This is a genomic window from Frankia sp. AgKG'84/4, assembly GCF_023242965.2.
In the GTDB taxonomy this organism is placed as follows: domain Bacteria; phylum Actinomycetota; class Actinomycetes; order Frankiales; family Frankiaceae; genus Frankia.
This window is the reverse complement of the sequence record NZ_JALKFU020001005.1, coordinates 1-1,842: the sequence shown is the minus strand read 5'-3', so window position 1 is coordinate 1,842 and position 1,842 is coordinate 1. Positions and strand designations below refer to the sequence as shown.

The following is a 1,842-nucleotide window of genomic DNA, read 5'->3' as shown; positions in this document are numbered from 1 at the left end:
ACCCGGGGCGCCATCACGCCCGCGCCCGCCGCCGCTGGCCGGCGGTGGCGGGCGCCCGCCCGGCCCTACCGGTGGTGCCGGCGGGAACCACAAAGGGCAGGATGGGTATCGGAATCAGTGAGTGGGGAACGACCGCGCGGGCGGCCGAGCTTCCTGGTTCCGGGAGGGAAACGCGGGTGTCGAGGGGACTGCGGCGGGCACTCGGGGTGGCGTTGGCCGCCGCCGCGCTGATGGCCGGGCTCGGAGCCTGCGGTTCAGGCGGAAACGCGACGGACACCTCCGCCGACGTCACGCTGAACCGCGGGCAGGAATCGTCCGTTCCGTTCAGGACCAGTGCGGATGGTGAGGTGTTGCTGGATCTCACCACCGCCGCGCCGGGGGTGTCCTGGGAAACTCCGGGCAGTGAATCGGCGGTGGTGTCGCTGTTCGTTGACAACACCTACGCCACGGATGTGGTCATCCCCGCGTCGTTCCCGATCAGGCGGAGCCTGGCGCTCGGGCATCTCGCCGCCGGTGGTCACACCCTGCGGGCCAGCTTCGCCGGCGACCGCTCACCGCGCGGCGCGGCCTCAGCCCGTCTGCGCGCGCTGACCTTCCGCACGGTCACCCCGCAGGAGCCGGGCTACCAGGCGCTGGCCCACGCGCCGGTGATCTACGGCCGCGCCACGCCGCTGGGGGCGGGCGCCGCCCCCAACCCCCTCGCCGGCGGCCCGTTCCAGAACGCGGTCACCGACACCCCGCTGGTCGCCTTCCACACCGAGGCACCGACCCCGATCACCGGGCACCGGCTGCTGACCTACTCGGTCGTCTGGAGCAACGAGGACGGCGGCACGTCCACCCCGGCGCTCATGGCCCAGTGGGGCCGCACGACCGACATCGAGTGGGCCTATCAGGTGGAGATCGACGCGGCGGGCAACGCGATCCCCGGCAGCGCCGTGATCCAGGCGCCCGAGCACGCCATCACCGCCTTCAACGGACGCTTCGAAGGCACCCACGCGGTGCTCGGCACCTGCTCGGACAACAACGGGATGTGCTCGAACCCGGACGGCCGGATGCGTTTCGCCCTGTCCACGGCCGACGCGCTCGACCCGAACGCCGACGCCCGCGAGCGCGAGATGGACGCCAACCCGTGGACGTACTGGGTGATGTCCCAGGAGGTCGCGCGGGAGGGCAAGGTCGACGACGAGAAGGCGCCGAACTCCGCCACGAAGATCAGCAACCCGCGCAACTACCTGTACCTGCTCATCCGCAAGTCCACGGTCGGCCCGGCGAACACCGACACGAGCTGGGTCGGCCTGTCCGTCGGAGTCCGGTTGTCCGGCAGCGGCCAGACCTACCGGTCGAGCAAGATCTACCCGGCCTGGGCGATCCAGCGGGACGCGCCGGCCGCGACCGCCGTCGAGCTGCCCCCCGGCACGGTCGCCGAGGACATCTCGACGATCGAGGCGACCCGGACCGTCGGCGCGGGCGGCGACCGCGGCGCCCGCATCCAGGTGGACTCGATCGAGCGCGCGTTCCTGCTCGGCCCGAACTACCAGCCCCAGCCGTCGTTCCTGTTCACCCCGGCCAAGGCCACGCTGAGCGCGGCGGCGCCCACTGCCGTGCTCTACCGCCGGCCCACCGGCCCCTCCTGACGCGGCGCCCCGGCAGGCGGGACCACCAACGTGGCCCACCGCCCCCGCCGGGGTACCGGCGGGGGCGGGCGCCCCGGCGGGCTCGCTGGTAAAGCGCGTGCCAGCGCGAGGGCTGGCCCCCCCCCCCCCGGGGCCCCCCCCGGGCCCCCGCCGGCGGCGTTCTTCTGTTACCAGGGTATGAAGTGGACTTCCTTGCTCGGAGGACTCC

At 73.3% G+C, this 1,842-nt stretch carries 1 protein-coding gene; it reads left to right on the top strand.

Translation table 11 applies throughout. From position 1 onward, the window contains the following. Positions 1 to 1,634: hypothetical protein (locus MXD58_RS26790; RefSeq protein WP_374616696.1), on the top strand; the 1,634-nt coding region annotated here is incomplete at its 5' end. Between the last annotated feature and the right edge of the window lie 208 nt (positions 1,635 to 1,842).